This is a genomic window from Gorillibacterium sp. sgz306347 (genome assembly GCF_059735245.1).
Genome location: NZ_JCAPET010000011.1, coordinates 29990 through 55170 on the forward strand (window position 1 = coordinate 29990; position 25181 = coordinate 55170).

General features: G+C 61.4%; 27 protein-coding genes and 2 tRNA genes. 21 read left to right on the forward strand and 8 right to left on the reverse strand.

All coding sequences use genetic code 11. The features are described from left to right. Window positions 1–99: 99 nt before the first annotated feature. From wecB to AC6I6H_RS08200, 5 genes are read left to right on the forward strand one after another with little or no spacing between them, the layout of a single operon-like run. On the forward strand, window positions 100–1209 hold the full coding sequence (wecB, locus tag AC6I6H_RS08180; RefSeq protein WP_497953258.1) for a non-hydrolyzing UDP-N-acetylglucosamine 2-epimerase: 1110 nt from the start codon (window positions 100–102) through the stop codon (window positions 1207–1209). After that, complete coding sequence (locus AC6I6H_RS08185) at window positions 1196–2182, forward strand: polysaccharide biosynthesis protein (RefSeq protein ID WP_497953259.1); 987 nt, start codon at window positions 1196–1198, stop codon at window positions 2180–2182. Before wecB ends, AC6I6H_RS08185 begins: the two co-directional genes overlap by 14 nt. After that, the gene (locus tag AC6I6H_RS08190; RefSeq protein WP_497953260.1) at window positions 2179–3006 is read left to right on the forward strand and encodes a dTDP-4-dehydrorhamnose reductase family protein; all 828 of its coding nucleotides are present in this window, start codon (window positions 2179–2181) and stop codon (window positions 3004–3006) included. The genes AC6I6H_RS08185 and AC6I6H_RS08190 overlap by 4 nt, the downstream gene beginning before the upstream one ends. Beyond that, a complete protein-coding gene (locus AC6I6H_RS08195; protein WP_497953261.1) occupies window positions 2985–3944 on the forward strand; it encodes an NAD-dependent epimerase/dehydratase family protein in 960 nt (319 codons plus the stop codon). The genes AC6I6H_RS08190 and AC6I6H_RS08195 overlap by 22 nt, the downstream gene beginning before the upstream one ends. Continuing rightward, entirely contained in the window at window positions 3941–4678 is a 738-nt protein-coding gene (locus tag AC6I6H_RS08200; protein ID WP_497953262.1) for a glycosyltransferase, read from the forward strand. Before AC6I6H_RS08195 ends, AC6I6H_RS08200 begins: the two co-directional genes overlap by 4 nt. Window positions 4679–4766: 88 nt before the next feature. Here the strand turns inward: AC6I6H_RS08200 and AC6I6H_RS08205 are convergent, their stop codons facing one another. Then, complete coding sequence (locus AC6I6H_RS08205) at window positions 4767–5828, reverse strand: glycosyltransferase family 4 protein (RefSeq protein WP_497953263.1); 1062 nt, start codon at window positions 5826–5828, stop codon at window positions 4767–4769. A 142-nt stretch (window positions 5829–5970) separates the two neighbouring features. Between AC6I6H_RS08205 and AC6I6H_RS08210 the strand changes: the two genes are divergently transcribed. The 4 genes from AC6I6H_RS08210 (at window position 5971) to AC6I6H_RS08225 (ending at window position 7385) form a co-directional block, all read left to right on the forward strand. Beyond that, window positions 5971–6258, forward strand: coding sequence for a hypothetical protein (locus AC6I6H_RS08210; protein ID WP_497953264.1), 288 nt, complete (start codon window positions 5971–5973; stop codon window positions 6256–6258). 45 nt (window positions 6259–6303) lie between these two features. Beyond that, entirely contained in the window at window positions 6304–6639 is a 336-nt protein-coding gene (locus tag AC6I6H_RS08215; RefSeq protein WP_497953265.1) for an alpha-helical endospore appendage domain-containing protein, read from the forward strand. A gap of 12 nt (window positions 6640–6651) precedes the next feature. Next, complete coding sequence (locus AC6I6H_RS08220; protein WP_497953266.1) at window positions 6652–6948, forward strand: hypothetical protein; 297 nt, start codon at window positions 6652–6654, stop codon at window positions 6946–6948. 212 nt (window positions 6949–7160) lie between these two features. Continuing rightward, window positions 7161–7385: a helix-turn-helix domain-containing protein gene (locus AC6I6H_RS08225; protein ID WP_058302302.1), complete on the forward strand. Its 225-nt coding sequence runs from the start codon at window positions 7161–7163 to the stop codon at window positions 7383–7385. A gap of 136 nt (window positions 7386–7521) precedes the next feature. Here AC6I6H_RS08225 and AC6I6H_RS08230 read toward each other — a convergent pair whose 3' ends face one another. Beyond that, window positions 7522–9285: an alpha-glycosidase gene (locus AC6I6H_RS08230; protein ID WP_497953267.1), complete on the reverse strand. Its 1764-nt coding sequence runs from the start codon at window positions 9283–9285 to the stop codon at window positions 7522–7524. Between the two features lie 220 nt (window positions 9286–9505). Between AC6I6H_RS08230 and AC6I6H_RS08235 the strand changes: the two genes are divergently transcribed. Together AC6I6H_RS08235 and AC6I6H_RS08240 are read left to right on the forward strand one after the other, a co-directional pair. Next, complete coding sequence (locus AC6I6H_RS08235; protein WP_497953268.1) at window positions 9506–10249, forward strand: class I SAM-dependent methyltransferase; 744 nt, start codon at window positions 9506–9508, stop codon at window positions 10247–10249. Continuing rightward, window positions 10246–11232, forward strand: a complete 987-nt coding sequence (locus tag AC6I6H_RS08240) for an MBL fold metallo-hydrolase (protein ID WP_497953269.1) — start codon at window positions 10246–10248, stop codon at window positions 11230–11232. Before AC6I6H_RS08235 ends, AC6I6H_RS08240 begins: the two co-directional genes overlap by 4 nt. A 28-nt stretch (window positions 11233–11260) precedes the next feature. Here the strand turns inward: AC6I6H_RS08240 and AC6I6H_RS08245 are convergent, their stop codons facing one another. Further along, window positions 11261–11794 (reverse strand): phosphatidylglycerophosphatase A family protein, encoded by a 534-nt coding sequence (locus tag AC6I6H_RS08245; RefSeq protein ID WP_497953270.1) that lies wholly within the window; start codon window positions 11792–11794, stop codon window positions 11261–11263. Window positions 11795–11959: 165 nt separating this feature from the next. Here AC6I6H_RS08245 and AC6I6H_RS08250 point away from each other — a divergent pair, with 165 nt between their 5' ends. The 3 genes from AC6I6H_RS08250 to AC6I6H_RS08260 all read left to right on the forward strand — a co-directional run bounded on the left by AC6I6H_RS08250 (window position 11960) and on the right by AC6I6H_RS08260 (window position 14544). After that, window positions 11960–13015, forward strand: coding sequence for a GerMN domain-containing protein (locus AC6I6H_RS08250; RefSeq protein ID WP_497953271.1), 1056 nt, complete (start codon window positions 11960–11962; stop codon window positions 13013–13015). Window positions 13016–13144: 129 nt separating this feature from the next. Further along, a complete protein-coding gene (gene rph / locus AC6I6H_RS08255) occupies window positions 13145–13891 on the forward strand; it encodes a ribonuclease PH (RefSeq protein WP_497953272.1) in 747 nt (248 codons plus the stop codon). Beyond that, entirely contained in the window at window positions 13888–14544 is a 657-nt protein-coding gene (locus AC6I6H_RS08260; RefSeq protein WP_497953273.1) for an XTP/dITP diphosphatase, read from the forward strand. Before rph ends, AC6I6H_RS08260 begins: the two co-directional genes overlap by 4 nt. Window positions 14545–14565: 21 nt before the next feature. Here the strand turns inward: AC6I6H_RS08260 and asnB are convergent, their stop codons facing one another. After that, window positions 14566–16410, reverse strand: coding sequence for an asparagine synthase (glutamine-hydrolyzing) (gene asnB, locus AC6I6H_RS08265; RefSeq protein WP_497953274.1), 1845 nt, complete (start codon window positions 16408–16410; stop codon window positions 14566–14568). Between the two features lie 249 nt (window positions 16411–16659). On the opposite strand from asnB, the gene AC6I6H_RS08270 reads away from it, so the two are divergent. Further along, on the forward strand, window positions 16660–18654 hold the full coding sequence (locus AC6I6H_RS08270; protein WP_497953275.1) for a methyl-accepting chemotaxis protein: 1995 nt from the start codon (window positions 16660–16662) through the stop codon (window positions 18652–18654). Between the two features lie 170 nt (window positions 18655–18824). Here the strand turns inward: AC6I6H_RS08270 and AC6I6H_RS08275 are convergent, their stop codons facing one another. Beyond that, window positions 18825–19025, reverse strand: coding sequence for a hypothetical protein (locus AC6I6H_RS08275; protein ID WP_497953276.1), 201 nt, complete (start codon window positions 19023–19025; stop codon window positions 18825–18827). Between AC6I6H_RS08275 and AC6I6H_RS08280 the strand changes: the two genes are divergently transcribed. From AC6I6H_RS08280 to AC6I6H_RS08300, 5 genes are all read left to right on the forward strand, one after another. Next, window positions 19017–19286 (forward strand): hypothetical protein, encoded by a 270-nt coding sequence (locus tag AC6I6H_RS08280; protein ID WP_497953277.1) that lies wholly within the window; start codon window positions 19017–19019, stop codon window positions 19284–19286. The two genes, AC6I6H_RS08275 and AC6I6H_RS08280, sit on opposite strands and share 9 nt — an antisense overlap. 33 nt (window positions 19287–19319) lie before the next feature. Further along, window positions 19320–20039, forward strand: a complete 720-nt coding sequence (locus AC6I6H_RS08285; RefSeq protein WP_497953278.1) for a DsbA family protein — start codon at window positions 19320–19322, stop codon at window positions 20037–20039. Between the two features lie 150 nt (window positions 20040–20189). After that, window positions 20190–21089, forward strand: coding sequence for a TIGR01777 family oxidoreductase (locus AC6I6H_RS08290; RefSeq protein ID WP_497953279.1), 900 nt, complete (start codon window positions 20190–20192; stop codon window positions 21087–21089). A 137-nt stretch (window positions 21090–21226) separates the two neighbouring features. Then, the gene (locus AC6I6H_RS08295) at window positions 21227–22177 is read left to right on the forward strand and encodes an L-lactate dehydrogenase (protein ID WP_497953280.1); all 951 of its coding nucleotides are present in this window, start codon (window positions 21227–21229) and stop codon (window positions 22175–22177) included. 158 nt (window positions 22178–22335) lie between these two features. Beyond that, on the forward strand, window positions 22336–22890 hold the full coding sequence (locus tag AC6I6H_RS08300; RefSeq protein ID WP_497953281.1) for a UbiX family flavin prenyltransferase: 555 nt from the start codon (window positions 22336–22338) through the stop codon (window positions 22888–22890). A gap of 27 nt (window positions 22891–22917) precedes the next feature. Here the strand turns inward: AC6I6H_RS08300 and AC6I6H_RS08305 are convergent, their stop codons facing one another. The 3 genes from AC6I6H_RS08305 to AC6I6H_RS08315 all read right to left on the reverse strand — a co-directional run bounded on the left by AC6I6H_RS08305 (window position 22918) and on the right by AC6I6H_RS08315 (window position 24050). After that, a complete protein-coding gene (locus AC6I6H_RS08305; protein WP_497953282.1) occupies window positions 22918–23376 on the reverse strand; it encodes a hypothetical protein in 459 nt (152 codons plus the stop codon). Window positions 23377–23620: 244 nt separating this feature from the next. Further along, window positions 23621–23697 (reverse strand) — tRNA-Arg (locus AC6I6H_RS08310). Between the two features lie 279 nt (window positions 23698–23976). Beyond that, a tRNA-Gly gene (locus AC6I6H_RS08315) sits at window positions 23977–24050 on the reverse strand. A 134-nt stretch (window positions 24051–24184) separates the two neighbouring features. On the opposite strand from AC6I6H_RS08315, the gene AC6I6H_RS08320 reads away from it, so the two are divergent. Further along, window positions 24185–25129 (forward strand): hypothetical protein, encoded by a 945-nt coding sequence (locus AC6I6H_RS08320; RefSeq protein WP_497953283.1) that lies wholly within the window; start codon window positions 24185–24187, stop codon window positions 25127–25129. Window positions 25130–25181: the final 52 nt, after the last annotated feature.

Below are 25181 nucleotides of genomic sequence, written 5' to 3' on the forward strand. Positions count from 1 at the left end.
CGGCCGAGATCGGCCTATACCGGGGCCTCACCGGGCGACTATGATATCGCAGGGCGCAACCGACAAATCCCGACCTACTAAAGCGGAAGGATGGACCGGATGAAAATCGTAACCGTACTCGGAACGCGGCCGGAAATTATCCGGCTGAGCCTGATCATCCAGCGTCTCGACCGGACGGCGGCGGAGCATACGCTGGTCTATACCGGCCAAAATTACGTCCGCTCCTTGAGCGGCGTGTTCTTCGAGGAGCTTGGCCTGCGGCCGCCCGATTTCGTTCTGATGCGCCGAAGCGTTTCCCTGGGCCGCCAGCTTGCCGTCATCTTCGCGGGAGTGGAGCGGATTCTGGCGGAGAAGCGGCCGGATGCCGTGCTCCTGCTCGGCGACACGAACAGCGCGCTCTCCGCTCTCGTGGCGGAACGGATGGGCATCCCGGTCGTTCACATGGAAGCGGGCAACCGCTGCTATGACCGGCGGGTGCCGGAGGAAATCAACCGCCGGGCGATCGACGCGGTCTCTACGTTCAACCTGCCTTACACCCCGGGCAGCCGGGAGAATCTGCTGCGGGAAGGCATGCCGCCCGGCCGGATCATCCTTACCGGTAACCCGATCTGGGAGGTGCTCTGCCACTATGCCCCCCGAATCGACCAAAGCGGCGCGGCCGGACGCCTGAAGCTGACCGAAGGGAGCTACTTTCTGGTCACCGTGCACCGGTCGGAAAACGTCGATGATCCGGGCAGGCTGTCCGAAATCGTGCGCGGCCTGAACCGGGTTGCGGAACGGTTCGGCAAACGCATCGTCTGCAGCCTGCACCCCCGCACCGGAATCCGCCTGCGGGAACACCGCCTGCCCGCCTTTCACCCGCTCGTCGAGCTTCATGAGCCGTTCGGCTTTTTCGACTTCGTTCAGCTGGAAAAGCAGGCTCTTTGCGTCCTTACGGACAGCGGAACGGTACAGGAGGAATGCTGCCTGTTCGGCGTTCCGGCCGTCACCATGCGGGTGACCACGGAGCGGCCCGAGACGGTGGCCTGCGGCAGCAATGTCGTGTCGGGCGTAAGCGCGGACGGCATCGAACGCGCGGTGGCGGCCAGTCTGGCCTTGCCCCGCGGCTGGGAAGCGCCGGAGGGTTATCGGGTGACGGATGTGTCGGCCAAGGTCGTCAAGTTTTTAAGCACATGCCCGCAAGGAGGGGGAACGAATGTTTACGGATAAAACGGTCTTCATCACGGGCGGAACGGGATCCTGGGGGTATGAGCTGGTGCGCCAGATGCTTGCGCAAAATCCGCGGGAGGTCATCGTCTATTCCCGGAACGAGACCGCGCAGGTCGCCATGAAGCGGTTGTTCGAGGATGTCCGGCTGCGCTTCTGCATCGGGGACATCCGCGACCGGGAGGCGTTGACGGCGGCCAGCGTGGGAGCCGATTACATGTTTCATCTGGCTGCGCTGAAGCATGTCCCGGTATGCGAGGAACAGCCGCTGGAAGCGATCAAAACCAATGTGAACGGAACCCAGAATGTCATTGAGGCGGCCATCGCCAACAAGGTTAAAAAGGTTCTTTACATCTCCACGGATAAAGCCGCGAATCCTTCCAATTTCTACGGGATGACCAAAGCGCTCGGCGAAAAGCTGATTGTTCAGGCCAATCTGCTTCCAACCGCGACAAGATTTGTCTGCGTTCGCGGCGGGAACGTGCTCGGCACGAACGGAAGCGTCATTCATTTGTTCCTGAAGCAGATCCGGGAAGAGAACCGGATCGGGCTGACGGACCCGAGCATGACCCGGTTTTTTCTGACGCTGGAGGAAGCCATCGAGCTGTTGTTCAAGGCTTCGGTAGAAAGTGTCGGCGGAGAGACCTACGTCCTGCTGATGCCGACGTGCCGGATTCTCGAGCTGGCGGAGGTGCTGAAGGAGGAATACGGCAAACCCGACATCCCCATCGAGGTGCAGGGCATCCGGCCCGGGGAAAAGATTCACGAAATTCTTTATTCCGAATTCGAGAGCCGGACCACGGTGAAGGTCGACGAGCAATACCTTGTCGTCCTGCCGACCATTCAGATTCCGGGGCTGGCCGAGCGCTACGCGGAATACCCGCTGGTAACGAAGGAAGTTTACAGCTCAAGCGAACGGCTGATGACCAAAGACGAAATCCGCCAAATGCTGGCCAAGGGCAGGTTTTTGCCATGAAAATCCTGGTGCTGGGGGGCGCGGGGATGGTCGGTTGGGTTATGGTCGACCGGCTTCGCCGGCATCCCGGATGGGCTGTCTTTTACACGACGCGCGACCGTGCGGACCCTGCGGGGCTGTACCTGGACGTGCGCGACGAAGCCCGTCTGGAAAGCATCATGGACGTCGTTGCGCCGGATGTGACGATCAACTGCGTGGGGCTCCTGAATGAGGATGCGGCACGGAACGAGGCGGATGCCGTGACGGTAAACGGGCTGCTGCCGCACCGGCTCCGCCGGCTTGCCGAAAAAAGGGGCGGCCGGGTGGTGCAGATCGGGACCGATTGCGTCTTTGGCGGGGCGCGGGGCGATTACCGGGAGAGCGATCCGCCCGACGGGACAACCGTCTACGCCCGCACCAAAGCGATGGGCGATCTTCGCAGCGACCTTCATTTGACTGTGCGGACCTCGATCATCGGACCCGAGCGGAAGCCGGGCGTCGGGCTGTTCGGCTGGTTCATGCGGCAAAGCGGACCGGTTTCCGGCTACCGGAAGGTGATGTGGAACGGGGTGACGACCCCGGTGCTGGCGGAGGCGGTGGAACGGATGCTCGAAGCGCGGCTGTCCGGGCTTTACCATCTGACGGCGCCTGCCAAAATCAGCAAATACGAGCTGCTGCGCCTGATCGCCGGCGTGTTCGGCAAATCCGACGCGGCGGTGGTTCCGGTTGACGAGCCGGTCCAGGACCGGACGCTGCTGAATACCCGGACGGATTTTCGGGCGGAGGTGCCCGGGTACCCCGAAATGATCCGGGGGATGCGCCGATGGATGGAGGGAGCGCGATGAAGCCGGCCTCCTCCGTTGTGGTAACCGGAGCGTCGGGTTTTGCCGGACGGCATGCGGCGGCCTTGCTCGCTTCGCAGGGAATGGAGGTGACGGCGGTCGTGCATACGGAGCGCGGCGCAGCCGCCATCCCGCAAGCGGCAAACATCCGCCCCGCCGTCTGTGAGCTCACCGACAGCCGGCAGGTTCTCCGGCTGGCGGAAACGGCTCGTCCCGAGTACGTGCTGCATCTGGCCGGCCGGAATCACGCCGGGGAATCGTGGAACGATCCGGCCGGCTACCTGGAAGCCAATCTGATGGGCACCGTCCATCTGCTCAACGCGCTGCGCCTGACAGGGAGCGGCGCGCGCGTGACCGTTGTCGGCTCGGCGCTGGGCGCCGCGCCGGCAGGCGGCGGGCCGTACCGTCCGGCGCATCCGTACGGCCTCAGCAAAGCGTTTCAGGCGCTGGCTGCGGAAGCCTGGGGCGCGATGTACGGCTGGCACGTCACCGTCGCCCTCCCGTCCAATCTGATCGGGCCGGGGCCGTCGAACGGCATCTGCGGGCTTCTCGCGCGCTGGACGGTCCGCTGCGAACGGGGCGAGGATATCCCGTTCCGCTTGAGCTCGCTTGGCGAAAGCCGGGATTTCCTCGACGTGCGCGATGCGGCGCGGGCGTTTGCGGCGGTTCTGCTTCGCGGCGAAGCGGGCCGGACGTACCGGATCTCTTCCGGCGTCCGCCGGACGCTGGGCGAGCTGGCGGAAGCGGTCCGCCGGTTCAGCCCTTCGGCGCGGCGGCCGGAAGCCGGGCCGGACCCGGCGCCGGGCTCCGTAAAGCCGGCCCGGGATGAAACCGCCGCATGCGAATCCGTACGGCGGCTGGGGTGGGCCCCCGAAATTCCGTTTGAACGATCGGTGGCCGACACCTTGGCTTATTTTCGAGAGGAGGAGGAAATCAAATGAGCGCGACCCCGAGCGTAACGGTTGTCATTCCCTTTTACCGCGACCCCTACGTCGGGCTTGCCGTGGAAAGCGCTCTGGCCCAGACGTATCCGGAGGTGGAGGTGCTGGTCGTCAACGACGGCTCCCCGACCCACAAGGAGCTTCTTTATCCGTACCGCAAACGGATTGTCCAGGTCGACAAACCCAACGGGGGGACGGCAAGCGCGCTGAATGAGGGCATCCGGCGGGCCTCGGGGGAGTATATCGTCTGGCTGAGCTCCGACGATATGCTGTACCCGGACAAAGTCCGGCGGCAGCTGGAGTTTATGCTTGCGCGCGGTGCGGAGCTTTCGTATACCAATTTTGATTTAATCGACGAAACCAACCGGGTTTTCCGGCATTTTGCGGCGATCCGGTTTGCAACCATCCTGCAGTTTTACGAGACGTTTCTGGAGGGCAATCCGGTGAACGGGTGCACGGTGATGGGGAAGCGGGATTTGTTTTTGCGGCTCGGCCTTTTTGACGAGTCTTTGCCGTATACCCACGATTATGACTTCTGGCTGCGCGTGCTGCTGGAGCGGATCGATTTTCACTATCTGGATGTCGCCCTGACTGCTTACCGGATGCATGGGAATATGGGAACGAAACGGCACTGGGACCGGATCAAGCCGGAGCAGGATGCGTTGAAGACGAGGATGACGCCCCGTCTCGCGGAGGCCATCCTCCGGCTGAGGCGGGATCTGGAGCTGGTGTGAGAGAACCGGCCGCCGCTTGCGAATGCCGGCGGCGGTCCCCTTCTCTCTCCCCCCGCGAGCAACCGGCGGGGCGGGAGAGGCGGGCCGGTTACAAAGACGCCAGCATGGCGGCGAAGTTCCGCGCGTATTCGCCGGGCGAGAAGCGGGCGGTGGCGTATTGGAAGGCCTGGCGCCGAATGCGCTCTCGTTTGGCGGGATGATCCAGCAGATCGCGGGCGTGCGCCGCGGCGTCGTCCGTCCGGTCCGGGAGGTAGAACTTTCCGGTCACGTCGTGAATGACAAACGCTTTGACGCCGTCCGAATCGCTCGTGAGGACGGGACAGCGGCAGCTCATCGCTTCCAGCACCGCATAACCGAAGCCCTCCACCCGGGAGGTGGAGCAGAGCAGGCCGCCGGAATCGCCGATCTGCGAAAAATAATCGGCCATAACGGCATGCGGCACATTGGGAATCAGGTGCAAATGCGGTGTCAGGCCCAGCTCGGCCACCCGCTCGGCAAACCGCATCTTTTCCGCAGGATCGCCGAGCGTGTCGTCCTCGAACAGCCAAAGCTGCATGCCGGGGTAGGACGGCAGGAGGCGATGGCCGATGTCGAGAAAGGCGGGCCAGTTCTTGTTGGCTTCAATCCGTCCGACCCAGGCGAGGACGGGATGCCGGGGCGCCGCCTGCGGGCGGTAGCGAAAAGCCTTGCTGTCAAAGCAGTTGGGAAAGCAAAACCGTTTGTCGTTAGGGAAAATTTGTTCGAACAGCTCCATCAGATGCGGCGTGGGCGGGTAGAGCAGCGCGCTTCCCGCCGCGCGGACGTGCGGGGCGGCCAGATTCAGGGTTTCTGCAGCGCGCTCGCGTTCCCCGAATCCTTGTCCCTCGTAGATCAGCTTGCCGCCAAAGCCCAGCCGGCGCAGCCGCGGCAGCGTGAGAAAATCCGAGGTGACGACGGCCGCATCGAACTGCTCGGCCGCCAAAAACTGCCCGATTTCGGCATCGGAATCGGAGATCAGGACGGGCGACGGGGACGGATTCTGCAGCCCGGTGCCCGGCCGGAAATACAGAAGCCTCGTCTCGATGCCGGCTTGAGCCAGGGCCGCGCAGCGCTGCCGGTTCAACGTATCGACGCCGCCGCTGGGAATGTAAAACACAAACAGGATCTTCATAACAGAACCTCCCGGCATTGGTTCTTCATTATATGTCAATCCGGATCGGGGAATGTGGGTTATTCGGAGACCGGCCGCGGGCAAGCGGCATACCCTGAAGGGAACGGCTTATCGGCGAAGGCAAGAGGAAGGAGACGGACGGATGGAAGAGCATGTGACGGTCCTCATCGCCGGCATTGCCGAAACGCAGGCCCGGCTGGCCGAGATGCTGGATGCGAACCGGCCGGTGGCGGAGCATGCCGCCGGCCTGATGGGCCATGTTCCGGCGGTGGCGGGAGATACCGCGGGAGAGCGTTTTGAGCGGTCCGCGGCCGTTATGAAAAGCCTGACGGCTTATCTGAACGGCCTGGCGGAGCTGGAGAACGCGCTGGCCGACCACCTGGAGATAACCGTCCAGGCCCTGTCGGCGCTGGAGGAGCAGGCGGAATAACATTCAAGCGCGCGTCGCGTATGAATCGGGGAGAGGGGTGCCTATATGACGCGGGATCAATCGTTTTTACGGATGCTGGAAGCTGCGGCGCTGATGCAGGATACCGTTTCCCGGATTCTGGCCGCGAAAACCGCAGAAGCCCGCAATAACCGCCGCTGGGTCCAGGGCCAGCTCCGGCCGGGAGACTTCGGCGATTCCGACAGCCTGCAAAAGCAGTCGCTGCTGATTCACGAGCAGATGATCGAGACGCTGGACGGGATCACCAAGCTGGAGCAGGCGCTGGCACGCAGCCTGCGGGCCGTGCTCGGCAAGGAGGACGGGGCGGACGCCGGCGCGGAAGGGCCGTACGCGTCGCTGTTCGGCCCCGGCGAGGAAGATTAGGGAGGCCGCCTTATGCACACGAAAGACCTCGAAAACCGGCTGAAGCTGGACATTTTGCGCTCCGTGGCGCGGAGCGAGCGGGCTCTTGCGGAGCTGCTGGAGGGGACGGCATCGGCGCTGGCAGGCTCCGTTCCCCCGACGGAGGAGCTTTCTGTCCGCCGCCTGCTGGCGCTTGCCCGCTGCCAGGCCGGACTTTTGCGGACGGCGGCGTCGGTCCGCGTCGGTCCGCGTCCGCTGCGGACCGGCAAGCCGGGCCCCGTCTGGCTGAACCGCAGCGTTCGTCCGCTTGTCCGGGGGCGGCCCGGCTGATCCGGTCAAGCCGGAGCAAGGAGACCTCCTGCCGCAGCCGGACGAGCCGAAGGACGGGAACGCTCTCTGCCGCCCAAAAGCCGGGAAACCCGCGTCCCGCCTATTTTTGAAGGAGACCGCACCAAGGGTTTTCGGCACTCATAAACTGAATTTGACTGTATCCCTTACCCCAATTGAACAACCCGAATCCCGAGCAAGGAGGGGTGACATAATTGAAGGGCAGCGACCATAACAGCAAATTTCTGCTGACGCATCGGGAACGCGAAGTGTTCGAGCTTCTCGTTCAGGACAAAACCACCAAAGATATCGCACAGCAGCTGTTTATCAGCGAAAAAACCGTCCGCAACCACATTTCCAATGTCATGCAAAAATTGAATGTAAAGGGGCGTTCGCAAGCGGTTGTCGAGCTGATCAAGCTTGGGGAACTCAAGATATAGCCGCTTTCGCATTCGCAGCAAGCAAACAGTCCAAAAAGCCTTCCCGCGGTCCGGCCGGGCCGGAGGGAAGGCTTTTTGCATGCAAGGGGGTTCGGGAAGAAAGCGGGAGGAGGCCCTCCTCTCCCTTCGCAGGCAGTCAGTCCTCCTCTTGCGGCTCCAGCTCGCGGTGCAGGATGCGGAAGCCGTAAGGATCGAGGCCGATGCGCAGCGTGCCGTTCTCCGTCGGCACTTGCTCCTGCGAGAGCGAATCGACCCAGACGCCGGTTTCCATCGGGAGCTCCAGCGTCGTGGCTTCGTCGCGGTTGTTCATCCAGATGGTAAAATGGCAGCTGTCGTCCATCCGCTCGTAGATGATGCGCGAATCGTCCCGGTCCGCCTTCAGGAAGCGGAAACGGCCGGAGCGCAGCACGGGGAAGCTTTTGCGCAGGTTGATCATCAGCTTGTAGAAATCGCGCAGCTCGTTGTCCTGGCGTTCGGGGTCCCACTCCATGCAGACCCGGCAACCGGGATCGCCGCCGCCGCTCAGCCCGATCTCATCCCCGTAGAAAATACACGGCGTTCCCATATAGGTCATCAGGAAGACAATCGCCAGCTTCAGCTTGCGTTTGTCCTCGCCGCACATGGTAAGCGCGCGCTCGGTGTCGTGGCTGCACAGCAGGTTGAAGATGACTTCGTTGGCCTGCTGCGGATAGCGCATGAGCAGCGCCCCCATTTGATTCGCGAAGGTGAATCCGTCCGCGGAGCCGCGCGCAAAAAAGTCCAGCACCTTTTCGGAAAACGGATAGTTCATCACCGAATCGAACTGGTCGCCCATCAGCCAGGCGGTCGAATCGCTCCAGACCTCCCCGACGATATAAGCTTCCGGGTTCGCCGCTTTGACCGTCCGCCGGAAATCCCGCCAGAACTGGTGGTCGATTTCATCCGCCACGTCCAGCCGCCAGCCGTCGATGCCGACTTCCTCGATCCAGTACCGGGCGACGTCAAGCAGGTATTCCTTTACCTCGGGATTCGCGGTGTTGAACTTCGGCATGCCGCCGAAAAAGCCGAAGGTGTCGTATGACGGAATGCCGTCCCGGACGCCGACCGGGTATTCCCGGATGTGAAACCAGTCCGCATAACGGGACGCCCTTCCTTTTTCCACCACGTCGCGAAACATCGGAAACCGGTCGCTGCAATGGTTGAACACCGCGTCCAGCATCACCCGGATACCGCGCTCGTGGCAGGTGCGGATCAGCTTTCGGAGCAGGTCGTTGTCCCCGAAGTGCGGGTCCACCTTCCGGTAGTCCACGATATCGTATTTGTGGTTGGTCGGAGACGTAAATACCGGCGTGAAGTAGAGCGCGTTCACCCCGAGATCGGTGAGGTAATCGAGCTTTTCCAGCACGCCCGCCAGGTCGCCGCCCATAAAATTGTCCGTTTCCGGAGGGGTTCCCCAGGGCCGGGTCCCTTCCGGGTCGTTGGAGGAATCGCCGTTGAAAAACCGTTCGGGAAAAATTTGATAAAAGACCGCTTTCTTCGCCCAATCCGGCGGAGTGAACACATCGATCTCGTGAATGTAGGAATATTCGAACAACCCGCCCGGCGGCGTCGGCTCCTGATGCGTGATCTGATTTTCGATCATCCAGACGGTTTCGTTCCCGGCTACAATTTTAAAGCCGTATTTCATCCGCTTGAACTTCGGCCGGAACCGCACCTCCCAGTAATCGAAAAGGGCGTCGGACGCGGTTTTTTGCATCGGCTTTGTTTTATTGAACCGCTCCCAATCGTATTTGTCCCCGGTGATCGCGTACACCTGATCCACATCGTCGCGTTTCGTGCGGAAGCGGAGATGGATCGTTTTCGGGTCGTAGGCGTAAGCCCATTGATTGCGGGGGCCGTGGTAAAAGGCTTCCAGGTGCATAAGATGCATCTCCTTCGCTTCGAATGGTGTAAAGGCTGCCGATTTCTGATACTTCCTTACACCACAGCGGGGGAAATAGAATCAAGGGCTCCCGTTTGCATCCGGCGGGGGGCGAACGTACAATGGAACAAAACGGGGGAGGAAATTTCCATACATCCCGCGGGCGCGGCTCCAGCCGCGCCGCCCCCCGACCGATTCGGACAAAAGGAGACGTTTGGTTATGGAAGCCTGGTACGAAAAAAGCTTCGGGCAGGATTATCTGCTGGTGTACAAGCACCGGGATATGCAAGGCGCGCAGGCGGAGGTCGACGGCATGATGGCGTGGCTGAACCTGGGCAAAGGGGCCGAGGTGCTGGACCTCTGCTGCGGCATGGGCCGCCATTCCCTGTTTCTGCAGGAAGCGGGCTACGAGGTAACCGGCATGGACCTTTCGGATGTGCTGCTGGCGGAGGCGCGCAGGCTGGACCCGGAGGGGAAAGTGAACTGGGTAAAGGGAGACATGCGGGAGGTGCCGCTCTCCGGCCCCTATGACGCGGTCGTCAACCTGTTCACGTCCTTCGGGTATTTTGAAACGGACGAGGAGAACGCTGCCGTACTGCGGGAAATCGGGCGTTTGCTGCGCCCGGGCGGGCAGTTTATCCTCGATTTCATGAACGCCGAAAACGTCATTCGCCACCTCGTTCCGTCCTCCGAGCGAAAGGACGGCGACGCGTCCATTCTTGAAAAACGGTCCATCGAGGACGGGTATGTACGGAAACGGATTCTGATCGCCGAGCCCGGAAAACCGGACCGCAGCTACCTGGAGCAGGTCCGGCTGTACAAGCTGGACGACTTCCGGCGGCTGCTGGCGGGAACGGGGCTCCGGCTGGACGCCGTCTACGGCGGCTATGACGGCTCCCCCTACCTCGGGGAGGAGTCCAAGCGGCTCATCCTCAAGGGAACGCGGGAGGGAGCGGGCCGATGAAAGGGGAGGACGTCCTGTACGACCGCCCGGGCCGGGAAGACATCCTCCGGCTGAAGGTCCCGATGCCGTTTCCGCTCCGCTGGGTCAATGCCTATCTGATTCCCGGCGATGCCGGCTGGACCGCCGTCGACCCCGGCATGCGGGCGCCCGAGGCCGAAGAGCTTTGGACCGCGGCGCTCGCATCGCTCGGGCTGCCGTTTGGCGCCGTCACGCAGATCGTGCTGACCCATCACCATCCGGACCATTTCGGGCTGGCCGGCTGGCTGCAGCGGAAGAGCGGGGCGGAGGTGCGGATGGCCGCCAAAGGGCTTCTTCAGGCGGAGCAAATGTGGGGGGAAGGAACCCCGGCGGCTTACGGGCTGCTCGCCCTGTTCCGGGAGCATGGCATGGAGAAAAGCATGCTGGAACGGATGCAGGGGCATTTCGCCGGCGTGCTTCCCGAGGTCCTGCCCTTCCCTGAAGTCCGCGTGCTTGCACCGGGGGAAACCGTGACACTCGGCGGCGATCCCTGGCTTGCCGTGGAAACGAACGGGCATGCCTGGGGACACCTGTGCTTTTACCAGGCGGACCGGCGCGAGCTGATCTGCGGCGACCATGTTCTGCCGCGCATTTCGCCGAACATCTCCTACGGTCCCGGGACGGACGCCAACCCGCTGGCCTCCTACCTGGAGGCGCTGGAGCGCGTTGCGGCGCTGGACACGCAGACGGCGTACCCGGGCCACCGCGACCCGTTCGGCGGCCTGGCGGTTCGTGCGGAAGCGCTCGTGCGCCATCACCGGCTGCGCCTTGACCGGATGGCCGGCATGCTTGCCGAGCCGCTCAGCGCCTACGGGCTGTGCCTGCAATTCTTCGGCCGGGAGCTGACCGTGCACACGACCCGGTTCGCCATGGCTGAAACGCTGGCGCATCTGATTCAGTTGGAGGCGGAAGGGCGCATCGGCCGCAACGAGACCGACGGAACGGTTCGGTTCCGCGCTTTGTAGCCCGCCCGCGGTCTCCCTTTAGCGGGAGCTAGCGGACGGCAAGCGGAGCCTCCTCCTCGGCTTCCGCTTGCTTGCGGTGCGCCAGGTAGCTGCACGCGGATGCCGCCACCGCGCCCACCAGATCGTCCAGGAAGGTGTGCAGCTCGCCGTCTTCTTTGGAATTCAGCCGGTCGAGAATACCGGGCTTGGTTTTGTCCAGGTAGCCGAAATTGGTGAAGCCGATGCTGCCGTACACATTGACGATCGAGAGCGCCAGCACCTCATCGCAGCCGAACAGCTTCTCGTCGTTCTCGACCATTTCCTGAAGCGGCGGAAGCAGCTTTTTTTGCTCCGACAGCAGGTCGATCTGGATGCCGAGCAGGAGAGCGTTCTGCACCTCGCGCTTGCCGAGCACCCGTTCCACGGCCTCCCGGCACTCCTCCGGGGTGAGATTCGGATAATATTCCTTCTGCGCCAGGAAAACCAGGTCGGTGATGTCCTCCGTTTTAACGCCCCTTTGCTTCAGCCACTCGCGCGCCGCGCGCTCCACTTTTTTGCTGTCCAGGCTGTATGGCTCGATCATATCGTTTCCTCCGCTCATCAGGATGGGGTTGATTCCGGAACAGAAAAAGCATGGACCGGGTAGCGCCACGCCTGTATTCATTGTGGACAAATTCCGGTTATAAAATGCGTCCGGGCCCGTATACATAAAAGGGAACAAGCTCATCCATAAAGGAGGAAGCATCCCATGAAATACGGCAAATCCGTCCGTCTCCTGGCCGCCGTCGCCGCAATCGGAATCGCCGCCGCCGGCTGCTCCGGCAAGGACGGGCAAACCCGCTCCATCGATCCCCCGCAGGAAGAGGCCGATGTGACCATGGGCCGGGCGCCGCAACCGGGCGGCGAGGGCCCCGGCACGGTGTCGGGCGCGTCCGCCGCGGCCGTCAGCCAGCTCTACTTCAAGGACCCGAACGGGTATGTCGTGCCCCTGGGACTGCCGGTTGTTGCGAAGGAGCAGCAGGAGCGGCATGCGGTGGAATGCCTGGTCGAGGACGGGCCGGCGGCTTCGCTCCTGCCGGCCGGGTTTCGCGCCATTCTGCCCAAGGGAACCCGGGTCAACAGCCTGGTGATCGGCAAGGACAAGCTGGCGACGGTCGATTTTTCGCCCGAGTTTACGCGGTATAACGTGACGGACGAACGGAAGATCCTGGAGGCGCTGACCTGGACGCTGACGGGCTTCCCCGACATCGAGAAGGTGGCCGTACAGGTGGAAGGAAAGCCCCTGCCGGAAATGCCGGAGGCGGCCACGCCGCTCAGCCGGCCGCTTAGCCGGTCCATGGGCATCAACCTGGAGCTCGCGCCGGGCACCGCGCCCGGCCGGTCCACTCCGGTGGTGCTGTATTTTACGGGCAGTACGGAGGACAACTACCGGTATTACGTTCCGGTCACCCGCATGGTGAAACGGACGGACGATCCGGCGAAAGCGGCTATGGAGGAGCTGGTGAAGGGACCCGACGCCGCCTCCGGCCTGATGACCGCCCTGCCCGGCGAAACCCGGGTGCTCGGCGTGCGGCAAAGCGGCGACGGCCAGGTCAGCGTCGACCTCGGAAGCGGCTTCCTGGACGGAGAGAGCAAAGCCTCGGAGGCGGCTGTGCAGGAAGTGGTGCTGACGCTGACGGATACGACCCGGGCGGAAAAGGTTCAGCTGTCCGTTAACGGCAATCCGGCCGTGGAAACCGCGGAACGCGGCAGCGTGGCGGAGCCGGTGGCCCGGCCGGACGCGATTAATCCTTACAAAAGCTGACGGCCTGTGAAGGGGAGGAAAGGCGCCGCGCCGGGGCGGGGTGCTTTTCCTCCTTTGCTTTGGTAATATATTGGTTAGCGCCCGGCGTGACAGGCAAAGAAAGCGGGCGTACCGGAAGGAGCATCAGGAATGAGGAACGATGGCAGAGAACGGAACGAAACGCGGCCGGTGACGATTACACCGTCCTATATCAAGCATGCGGAAGGCTCCGTGCTGATTGAAGTGGGCGAGACGAAAGTGATTTGCACGGCGACCGTGGAAGAACGGGTTCCGCCTTTTATGAAGGGACAGGGAAGAGGCTGGGTGACGGCGGAGTATGCGATGCTGCCGCGCGCCACGCAGACGCGCAACCAGCGCGAATCGGTCAAAGGCAAGCTGGGCGGCCGGACGATGGAAATTCAGCGGCTGATCGGCCGCGCCCTGCGTTCGGTTGTGAGCCTGGACAAGCTGGGCGAGCGGACCGTTACGCTGGACTGCGATGTGATCCAGGCAGACGGAGGGACCCGCACGACCTCCATCACGGGCGCTTATGTGGCGATGGTGCTCGCGCTTTCCAAGCTGCATGAAGCCAAGCCGTTCGCGCGCTTTCCGGTAAACGATTTCCTCGCTTCCGTCAGCGTCGGCATCGTAGGCGAAGAGCCGCTTCTGGACCTCAACTACGAAGAGGATTCCAAGGCGAAGGTGGACATGAACGTGGTGATGACCGGAGCGGGCCAATTTGTCGAGGTTCAGGGCACCGGCGAAGAGTCTCCCTTCTCGCGGGCGGAGCTGGACACGCTTCTCGGCCTGGCGGAAACCGGCATCGGCCGGATGATCGGAGAGCAGAAGAAAGCGCTCGGAGACGCCGCGCTTCTCGTCGGGAGGGTGCAGGCATGAGCACGGGCTGGAAGCGGATTGTGATCGCCACCCGCAATGCGGGCAAGCGCAGGGAGTTTGAAAGCATGTTCGGCCGGCTCGGCGTGGAAATCGCCAGCCTTGCCGATTATGAAGACCTTCCGGACGTCGTGGAAGACCGGGACACCTTCAGCGGCAACGCCAGCAAGAAAGCGCAGGAAATCGCGGATATTCTCGGCCTTCCCGTGCTGGCCGACGATTCGGGCTTGTGCGTCGAGCGGCTTGGCGGGGCGCCGGGGGTTTATTCGGCCCGTTATGCGGGCGAGCCTTCGGACGACGCGGCGAACAACGCCAAGCTGCTCGCCGAGCTCGGCAAAATCGCCGAGCCTTATCCGGTGACTTCAACGGCGGGGCAAGAGGGCTTGGCCTACAGCCGGGGGGAATTCGTGTCGGTGCTGGTGCTGCATGACCCGGCGGACGGCTCGGAGCTGGAAGCGAAGGGCACCTGCGAAGGCTTTATCCTGACGGAGCCGCGCGGCGAAGGCGGCTTCGGCTACGACCCGCTGTTTTACATGCCGGATTACGGCAAAACGCTTGCCGAGCTCACTCTGGAGCAAAAAAACGCGGTCAGCCACCGGGCCAACGCCCTGCGGAAGCTGATCGCGCTTGTGGAAGAACGCCAATCCTCCCGTTAGGGAGGAGGCGTTTTTTTTGTGTCAGACGATGCGGATCCGGTAAGCCCGGAGCCAGGTGTCCATCTGGCCCAGATAAGCGAACAGCTGCGGGCCGCTCATCAGCTGCCCGAACCAGGGAAGGTGCAGCTCGGTGTCGGGCGCTTCCGCCAGCTTTCGCACATGCGCCGTGTCGATCAGCGGCAGCAGCGGAGAAGAGGGGTCGTTCAGAATGTCGAGGATCCACGCTTTGACCGCGGCCGTATAGGACGGGTTGTGGGTTTTCGGATACGGGCTCTTTTTGCGGTACAGCACGTCGTCGGGCAGTACGCCGGTCAGCGCCTTGCGCAGAATCCCTTTTTCCCGGCCGCCCGCCGTCTTGATTTCCCACGGAATGTTAAACACGTATTCCACCAGCCGGTGGTCGCAGTAGGGAACGCGCACCTCCAGTCCGGCCGCCATGCTCATCCGGTCTTTGCGGTCCAGCAGCGTGGGCATGAACCGGGTGATGTTCAGATAGGACATCTCCCGCATCCGCCGGCGCTGCCCGTCTTCGCCGTCGAGCGGGGGCGCTTCGTCGAGCGCCTGCCGGTAGCGCTCCTTTACATAGCGTTCCGGCTTCAGCTCATCTGCGACCGCCGGATTCAACGCGGACACGCGAATATGCGTTTGCAGCGACCAGGGGAACGTGTCCGCGCGGAGCGCTTCCTCGCGGTGGAACCAGGGGTAGCCGCCGAAAATTTCGTCCGCCGCTTCCCCCGACACTGCCACGGTTGCGTGCTTCTTGATTTCCCGGCAGAACAAAAGAAGCGACGCGTCCACGTCCGCCATCCCCGGCAGGTCGCGGGCGAAAACGGCGTCCTTCAGCGCTTCCGTCAGCTCCGGCGTATCAAAAACGACATTATGGTGCTCGGTGCCCAGGTGGTCGCTCATCCGCTTGATCCAGGGCGCGTCGGCGTTCGGCTGAAACGCGCTTGCCGTGAAATGCTTGTCGTTGTCCGCGTAATCCACGGAAAAGGTCGGGACGATTCCCTGGCCCGTGCCCGCGTAATAGCGCGCGGCCAAAGCCGTAAGGGCGCTGGAATCCAAGCCGCCCGACAGCAGCGTGCAGACGGGAACGTCCGAGACCAGCTGCCGCTCCAGCGTATCCCGGAGCAGCTCGCCGACTTTGGCGGCGGTTGCTTCCGGGGAATCCTCATGAGGCCGGCTGACCAGCTTCCAGTAGGCGGCGATTTTAAGGCCGTTCCGGTCCAGCGTCAGGCAGTGCCCGGGCTTCAGCTCCGCCATCCGCCGGTAAACGCCGTGCCCCGGCGTGCGCGCGGGCCCGAGCGCGAACAGCTCGGCGAGTCCCTCCGCGTCGACCTCCGCCCGGAAGTCCGGATGGGCGAGAATCGCTTTCGGCTCCGAGCCGAACAGGAAGACGCCGTCCGCGTAAGAATAAAAAAGCGGCTTGACGCCCAGCCGGTCCCGGACAAGAAAAAGCCGTTCCTCCTCCTCGTCCCAGACGGCAAAGGCGAAAATGCCGTTGAACCGGTCCACGCACGCTTTTCCCCATTCCAGATACGATAGAAGCAATACTTCGGTGTCGCAGTTCGTCCGAAACCGGTGGCCGCGCTGCTCCAGCTCCCGTCTCAGCTCCGCCGCATTATACAGCTCGCCGTTGTAAACGAGCGCGCAATCCCGGTCTCCTTTTGGCCGGATCATCGGCTGGGCTCCGTTTTCGGGATCGATCACGCTGAGCCTCCGGTGCCCGAGCGCGCAGTGCCGGGACAGCCAGGCCCCCGACGCGTCCGGCCCTCTCGGGGCCAGCGTCTCCGTCATCTGCTCCACCACCTCGGGCAAGCCGGTCAAATCCTTCCGCCAATCCACCCATCCCGTTATTCCGCACATGAGCTTCCATTCCCTTCTGCCGTACTTGCGCCGAAACGGCCGCAAAGCCTCCGGATCGGCCCTCTCGGCGGCTATGCCCCAGCATATGCCTTCCCTTCCGAAGAAATGCGCGCTTCCGGTATCCGGCATTCGCCCTTTTTGGGGGTGAACCGGCCATTCCAAAAAATTCATAATATGTTCATTATTTTCGACAGGATTCGACCGATATAAAGAAACGTAACCAACTCAGCCAGAATAGGGGAACTCGGAATGAAAAAGAAAACATGGAACGTGAATTCAATTCAGGTCAAATGGTCGGCGGTGCTGCTCGCGCTGGCCGTCATTCCCTTGCTGGCGGCGACTGTCTTCTACATTCAGTATTTTAGCGGTGTCGTCAAAGAGGATCATGAGGAAACGGCGAAGCAAACGCTGCAGGTGAACGCGGGCCGGATCGACGAATGGGTGCAAATGAAGGTGTCGGCCGTGCAGGAGCTGACGAATGCGCATCCGGAGTTCAAAACGATGGACCCGAAGGCCATTTTTCCCGTTCTGCAGCTGCTCGACGAAAGCGACCGTACCTCGGAGGGCTACAGCATTATCAGCGACAGCGGGACGCTGACCAATATGCAGAACATGACGGCCGATATGTCCACGGCGGACTATTTTCTGAGCGCGAAGGAAACGGGCCGGCCTTCGGTGGCGGACATGTCGTATCTGGAGCCGCTGCAAAAATACATCATCCCGATGATCGTTCCGGTGATGAACGACGGCAAGTTTGCCGGGGGCATCGCGTTTTCCCTTACGCCGGATGTCCTGGCGGAGCTGAGTGAAAGCATCCGGCTCGGCCAAACGGGGGCGGCGTATTTCCTCTCGGCGGACGGCGTCTATTACACGTCCCAGGCACCGGATCGCATCGGTAAAAATGTGACGGAATTCACGAAAGGAAGCAGCCTGGAGCAAGTATATGCGGATGTGCTGAAGGGCGACAGCGGGTCCACAGAATACCGCAGCGAGGAAGGGAAACGGATCATGGTTTATTACGAGACCGTTCCTTCGACAGGCTGGAAGCTTGTGCTGGAAGCCCCGGCAAAGGAGATCTTCGAACGGGTAACGGAAATTCGTACGCTGTCGTTTACGGTCATTGCCGTTGTGCTGTTGCTTGTCGCGGCAATCGCCCTGGTGCTGACCCGTCTGATCGCCAAACCGATCGTATCCATCTCGGCGAGCATGCAGCGCGCGGCCGCTGGCAGCCTGGCCGAACGCGTACCGGTCCGCTCCAAGGACGAGATCGGCGAAATGAGCGCCAGCATCAACCGGATGATTGAATCGCTGGGCGGCATGGTGCAGAAGATCGACGCCACGGTGGAGCAGGTCACGGCGGCTTCTTCCGAGCTGCTGGGTTCGGCGGACCAATCTTCCCAGGCATCCGGGCAGATCGCAGCTGCCGCCGCATCCATGGCATCCGGCGCCGGCGCCCAGCTGCAAAGCGCCGAGCAGGCCGCGCGGGCAAGCGAGGAGATGGCCGTCGGGGTGCAGCGGATTTCCGAGTCGGCCGCCAGCGTGTCGGATCAGTCGCAGGAGGTTTCGGCGGAAATCGAAGGCGGCCATCGGGAAATCGAATCCGCCATTCGCCAGATGGGCGTCATCGGCCAATCGGCCGAACAGACGGCCGGCCAAATCCGCGAGCTTGCCGGCCATTCCAGCCAGATCGGCCAAATTGTCGAGGTTATTTCGGAAATCGCCAACCAGACATCGCTGCTGTCGCTGAACGCTTCTATTGAAGCGGCGCGGGCGGGCGAGCACGGGCGCGGCTTCTCCGTCGTCGCAAACGAGGTAAAGAAGCTCGCCGAGCGGACCGGCGAATCCATCGCCAGCATCGTGCAGAGCGTGCAATACATCCAGGCCTCGACGGTAAACGCCTCGGATTCGATGACGCGCAGCATGGAAGAAATCCGCGAGGGCATCGCCCGCATGGAGCGGATCGGCTTGTCCTTCGAGCAAATCCGGGCATCGGTCCAGGAGGTGACGGCCCAAATGCAGGACGTGTCCTCCACGACCCAGGAAATCTCGGCCGGAACCGAGGAAATCTCCGCTTCTATGGAAGAGATGTTCAACACCGCACGCGATTCGGCCGGGCACGCGGATTCGGTGGCGGCGGCGTCCGGGCAGCAAAAAGCGCTCATGGACGGCATTTCCGGCTCCGCCCAGCGGCTGAACGAGATGATGCTGGAGCTGAAAGAGCAGATTCGCGCATTCCAGGCGTAACGCCGGCTTGGTCCGCAGCGCAAAAAGCCCCGGTTTTCTCCGGGGCTTTTGTTGCGTATTCCGATCTCCAGGCGATGCGCCGCATCGCCCAGTTCTCGTCTGTACCACCCATTGCCGAAAAAACGCACAAAAAAAGCGCCGTTCGGGCGCCTTCTCTTAACATGGGCGTGCTACAGCATCTGAAAGTCGCATTCGCTCCGGCGGTAGCAGGAGCCGCTGACCTTGACCCAGGTTTCGTCAAACTTTTCGATTTTGCCCGGATAGAGCAAAATGACGTTGTTCTTTCTTTGCACGACCAGAACCTTGCTCTGGAATAGCGCGGCGGCAAACAACTCCGTGTCCGTTACCAAAGAGACGGAAGCATGATTCAAAGGAAAACCCCCACTTGGTTCAATGTAACTGTCAATCGCTGTCGAAATCGGTTCCCTGCTATTGTAAGCGATGAAGCGCCAAAAAACCGAGACAAATATCACAGTAACATGAATATTCGGCAGGTGCAAAAGAAAGAAGAGAAAAAGAGAGAAAACGTTTGCAAAAAAGTAAAAAATCCCATAAAAAAGCAGGAAAACCAAAGAAAAACGGATTTTCAGGTCGGGAAACCCTATAGTAATTTTTTTACGGACAAGGTATGATCGAGTGGAAACCAGTAGGAAGGGGGGCAAATGATGGCCCGCAGGCAAAAAACGAATTATTTTATCCCGGCGTTCCTCGGGGTATTGGTCGTGCTTTTGGGCATTCTGGTCGGCCTGAACGCTTACCAGGACAAACTCAAGGCGGCCGACGAAAAGGGACTGATCAACTACACCGAGATCAAGGGCAGCATCGATATTTCCAAAGGCATTCAGTACGACAAGCAGCCGGTGCTCGGCAATCCCGACGCCCCGGTGAAGGTGGTGGAGGCCGCGGATTTCAAATGCCCCGTGTGCGCCACCTGGTCGCAAGAGAACCTGGCCAAATTCAAGAAGGACTACGTCGATACCGGGAAGGTCGCGTTCTACTTCATGAACCACGCGTTCATCGACCGCGACTCGATCCTTGCGGCAAGCGCCGGCGAAGCGATCTACCGGCAGAACAACGACAAGTTCTGGGAGTTCACCGAGAAGCTGTTCGCGGCTCAGGGCGATGAAACGGAAGTATGGGCCACGCAGAAGTATCTGATCAATTTCGTGAAGGAGAACATGGACGGGATCGATCAGGCCCAGTTTGAGAAAGACCTGAAAGAGCATACGTATATGCTCGATGTAAAAGAAGACTATAAGATTACCGGCTCGCTGGGCGTCAACGGAACGCCGCAGTTCTTTGTAAACGGCACTCATCTGGCGCCGGGCACCAGCTACGAGGAGCTTACCGCGGCAGTCGACAGCGCCTTGACCCAGGCGCAGTGAGTCCGCAAAAAGACGCCGGCTGTTTCACTGCCGCGTCTTCCGGTTATGAAAATGAGAAAAGCTGGCATGGATAAAGGTTCTCGTGCGGTTTCCGGCCGCTCGCGGGAGCCTTTTGTCTGTCATTGCCGAAAAACCGGAAGGAGGCCGCGCATGAAAATCGTTTTATTCGGAGGCACGGGTTTTATCGGACGGGCCGCATCGGCTCATCTGGCTGCGCAGGGCCATGAAGTATGGATCGTTTCGCGCCGTTCCCGCCCGTCCCGGGAAAGCGGCGGTCCGCTCGGGTACGCCACGTGGGAACAGGCGGAGGAAGAACAGCTTCTTCAGGGGGCGGACGCGGTGGTGAATCTGGCGGGCGAGACCATCCGCCGCCGCTGGACGCCGGAAGGGAAACGGGCCATTCTGGAATCCCGGGTGCAGACGACCGCCCGGATCGCCGCGATGGCCGGGCGTTTGGCTTCCCCGCTGCCGGTCGTCATCAATGCCTCGGCCGTCGGCATTTACGGCACTTCCGAGCGCGATGTTTTTGACGAAACCTCCGTCAAGCCGACCGGCGATTTTCTGGGGTACGTCTCCCGCGAATGGGAACGGGCGGCCGACCGGATTCCCGCCGTCCGTCTCGTCAAGCTCCGGCTTGGGGTTGTGCTGGGCAGCGGCGGCGGAGCCTTTCCCCTGCAAAGGCTTCCCTACCGGTTTTTTGCCGGCGGCCGGATCGGGACCGGCCGGCAGTGGGTGTCCTGGATTCACCTGCATGACCTTGCGCGCCTGATAGAATTCTGTCTGCTGTCGCCGCAGCTCGAGGGTCCGGTAAACGCCGTTGCTCCCAACCCGCTGCTGAACGACGACTTCGGCCGAGCCATTGCCAAAGCGTACGGCCGTCCTCATTGGCTGCCCGTACCCGCTTTTGCGCTGAGGGCGGTCCTCGGCGAGATGAGCACGCTCCTGCTGGAGGGGCAGCGGGTCCTGCCCCGCGCGGCCGCCGAGGCCGGCTTCGTTTTCCGCTATCCCGCCGCCCAAGAGGCTATTCTTGCGCTCAAAAAGAAAGGATAACCGCCATGGCCGTCCGCGGTAACGGACGGTTTTTTGCTGCGCTCCGGAGAAATGTCATTAAATGTGACACAGACCGCGTTCTCGCGTATAATAAAAGAAATCAATCAGATTGATAAGACAAGCGTTGGAGGATGGCGATGGGAAAAACAACCAGACGGGTGGCTATCGTCGGAGCGGGCATGGTGGGAGCGGGCTGCGCCTATTCCATGATCAACCAGTCCGTGTGCGACGAAATTATGATGATCGACCGGACCTACGACCGGGCGATGGCGCAGGCGCTCGACCTGTCGCACTGCATGGACTTTACATCCACGCGAACAAAGGTATACGCCGGAAATCTCGAAGACTGCCGGGACATGGACGTGATCGTGCTGACCGCCGGCGCAAATCCGAAGCCGGGGCAAACCCGCCTGGACGTGTTGGAGGACGCGGGCAAGATCACGCGGGAAATCGTCGAACGGGTCATGAGCGGCGGCTTCGACGGCATCTTCGTCGTTGCGGCCAATCCCGTGGACATCGTCACTTACCTGATCCGCGAAATCAGCGGCCTGCCGCGGCACCGGGTGATCGGAACCGGCACCTCTATCGATTCCTCGCGCCTCAAAACCCTGCTTTCCGAAGTGTTTTCAATCGACCCGCGCAGCGTTCACGGCTATGCGCTCGGCGAACACGGCGAATCGCAGTTTGTCGCCTGGTCCCATGTAACCATTGGCGGGAAACCGATCCTGCATATTCTCGACCAGCACAAAGAGCGGTTCAAGCATGTCGACCTGGAGGAAGTGGCGAAGAAAACGAAGGACGCCGGCTGGGAAATTTTTCTCCGCAAAGGAAACACCCAATTCGGCATCGGCAATGCGCTCGCCTATATCACCCGGTCCATCCTGAACGACGAGCACAAGATCATCGCCGTATCGGCGATTCTGGATGGAGAGTATGGGCAAAAGGGCGTCTGTGCGGGCGTGCCCGCCATTATCGGAGCGGGCGGAATCGAGGAAGTGGTGGAGCTGAACCTGACCGAAGAGGAAACGCGCAAGTTTGCCGACTCCTGCTCCATCATCCGTTCGGGAATCGAGCGCTTGCTGTCCTGATGCGCCTTTTTGCCGAACGGCCAGGGTCCGTATTGAAACGCAGCCTCTCGAGGAGGGTGCGTTTTTTTGTTGTTGGAACGGGGGGCGGCCTACTATAATACTAGCAAGGCCGATACGCCTGTTTTCAGCATGTCAGGATACGGAAGGGACACCTTGGAATGAAACTAATCGTCGCTCTTTCCGGGGCAACGGGGCCGATTTACGGCATCCGACTGCTCCAGGTTTTGCAGAAGCTGGAAGTGGAAACGCATTTGATCCTGAGCCCGTGGGCGGAGAAGACGATCCGGATCGAGACGGATTATGCCGTGGAGGACGTGAAAAAGCTCGCTTCCCGCGTGCATGCCGCCGACAATTTGGCGGCTTCCGTTTCCAGCGGGTCGTTCCGCACGGACGGAATGGTAATCGCGCCGTGCAGCATGAAGACGCTGGCCGCGATCAGCCACGGCTATACCGACAACCTGATTTCCCGGGCGGCGGACGTGACGCTGAAGGAACGGCGCAAGCTGGTGCTGGTGCCGCGGGAGACGCCGCTCAGCGAGATCCATCTGGAGAATATGCTGCGGCTCGCCCGGATGGGCACGGTGATGCTGCCGCCAATGCCGGCGTTTTATACAAAGCCCGAAACGATCGACGACATGGTGCTCCAAACGGTCGCGCGCATTCTCGACCAGTTCGGAATCGAGCACGAAACGGGAAAACGCTGGCTGGAATAACCAAAGGTCCGGTACCGCACGCTGCCTTCAGGGGGTCACGGGACCCAATTGGTAGAGGCTGGCGCCGCTAAAATGCACCGGCCCAAACACGGAGCCGCTCCCCGAAAGGAGGGCGGTTAACACATAAGCGTTAGGTCCGGTCGCCGTGGCAATCCCGGCATGGATAAATGAGGTAATCACCGGAATGTATTCCCCCGGAACCTCGCTGCCCGGTCCGATATATGCCCTGTCCTGGATCTGATAGAGAATCGGTCCGTTGGAAGCGTCGCGGCGAATGCGAAGAGTGAGCATGGGCGAGACCGAACCGAGAGGTAAAAGAGAAGGCATCCACCCTACCGTGGCGGCAAATACAATCCGGTCGGTCAAAAAGGCGTTGTTCAGGTTGATGGTGGCGATGCCCGCCTCAACGCCTGAAGTCAGCTGGAACGGGAGCGATCCTCCTCCGGCAGGCTCTTCGTTAAACTGATAATCGATAATGGAAGGCAATGATAATCATCCTTTCCGCTAAGGTTATTGGCCCTACCAGTAAATTCAGTAGGCCGGAAAGGGGAAGGGGGAAGTGCCCCGGGGAAAATGCCCGATTCCATTGCTGTCCGGGCAGCGCGCAGATTAGAAAGAAAAGAGCAGGAGGCTGGTTAGGCCGTCCTGCTCTTTTCTTTCTATTGTGTTTATAAGACATAAGAAAAGCTCCTTATTGAAGGAGCGGCGTGTAAAAGATGTAAAGTTGGAATGGCGTCCCAGGAGGGACTCGAACCCCCGACCCACGGCTTAGAAGGCCGTTGCTCTATCCAGCTGAGCTACTGGGACCTGCGTTTGCATCCAAAAGCTCCGCACCTTGGCAGACGGCTCCCTTTTGGCTAGACCAATGATAACGGCAAAGCCATTCCTTGTCAAGCCGCCGGGCATGCGGATTCTGGGCTGCATCGCTTGCTCCCGGAGCTGCCGCCGAGGCCGATTTCCCCATGTTCCCTTCGCACCTCCGGTCTCGCGTTTTGGCTGCCGGTTCTGCACTTTGGCGTCGATCTTGCACTTGAATCTATGAAGAAACAAAAAGAGCCCGAAAAGGGCTCTGTTCATATGCACGGTTGGAGCGGGTGAAGGGAATCGAACCCTCGCCTCAAGCTTGGGAAGCTGGCGTTCTACCATTGAACTACACCCGCATGCGGATTGGCGAAACAGCATTATCATAGCACAAAGCTCCCGGGAAAAGCAATCGGAAACTTGCCGTCCGGGGTTGCTTTGCTTTTTGGACGCGGACAGGCTACCATCAGGTGAAGAAGCTTATGCGAAAGAGGTGGCGGCTATCAGGAGCCGGGAAAGCGACGGGAACGACAACAACGACGCGAAAGGGAAAGTCATCCTTTTTCCGAAAACCATCGATTACTACCAAATGCAGCTCACCCGGATGCTGGAGACCGAGCGCTATGCCGAAGCAGTGGGGCTGCTTCGTTTTCTGCTGGAGCTGGAGACCGGGGATCCCCGCAACCGCGAAGAATGGGAGGGGCTCCTCGGCTGGCTGGAGAACATGCTGCCCGGATTGGAGAGCCGGGACGGAACCGAGCCGGCCGGGCCGGAGGAGACCGAGGAGGAGCTGTTCCGGAACAGCGTGGACCGGAGGCGGACGGCCGACAGCGGTTATGTCAACCGGCTGCTGGACGCCCTTATTACCGGCGACAGCATGGAGAAGATTCTTCTGGCGCTGGGACAGCTTACCTACCTGGACCATCCGGACGTGACGCCTACGCTGAAGGAATGGCTGCAAAACGCGACGCTGCACCCTTTTATCGTGTTTCAGGGGCTGCAGGCGCTTCGCAAACGGGGCGAGAACGGCGCCGTGACCATCCGGTACCAGGGCGGCGAACGCGAGGTGCGGATCGAGGAGACGCCGCTCTCGGCGGACGACTTTCCGGACGCCATGAGCGCCGTTTTGCGCCGGGTGCAGGCCAAAAGCGAAGTGGGGGAACCCGCCCTTGCCTATTTTGCCGAGCAGACCTGGATCGAATTTCTTTCCTTCGTCTACGCCTCGCCGCTTTACGGCCGGCTGGCGGCTTTGGACGACGGCGGCATCGACGCCTGGGCGGCGGCCCTGCACGGGGCGCTCGGAAAGATTTTGCAAACCGAGGATGCCGGGGAAACGGACTATCGCGAGGAATACGGGCTGACGGAGGAGCAGGTCCTGGAATGGCGGCAGGCGGAGCAGGCGATCGAAACGTTCGTCCGGCTGCGCGGCAGATTGTAGCGCACTATGACCGCCGCCGGCGCTGCTTGCGGGCCGCCGGAGTCAGGAAAAA